Annotated in this window: 1 protein-coding gene; it reads right to left on the bottom strand. The window is 61.8% G+C overall.

What is annotated here, in order from left to right:
• The coding region (locus tag ACPYOJ_RS37340) for a polysaccharide deacetylase family protein (RefSeq protein WP_481420681.1) at nucleotides 1-228 on the bottom strand (228 nt) is incomplete at both ends.

Here is a 228-nt window from a genome sequence, read left to right as displayed (position 1 = left end):
CCGGGAAGGATGCCACGTGCCGAACGGAACACCTTGGCAAGCTGCGGCTTACGCCAGACAGAGGCGATGCCATAGGGATAGGCGAAATTCTCCAGCGTGATCGAGGAATCGATCGCACGAAGATGGGCGCGATTCCGCTCGATCTCGCGCGCCATGGCGGCCTCGTCGAGATTGGCCGAGCTCTGGTGCGAGAAGGTATGGCAGGCAATCTCGTGACCGGTGCGGTGA

Source organism: Rhizobium sp. SVR5-9E (genome assembly GCF_056755095.1).
The sequence above is the reverse complement of the archived record's forward strand: the minus strand, read 5'-3'. Positions and strand labels throughout refer to the sequence as shown.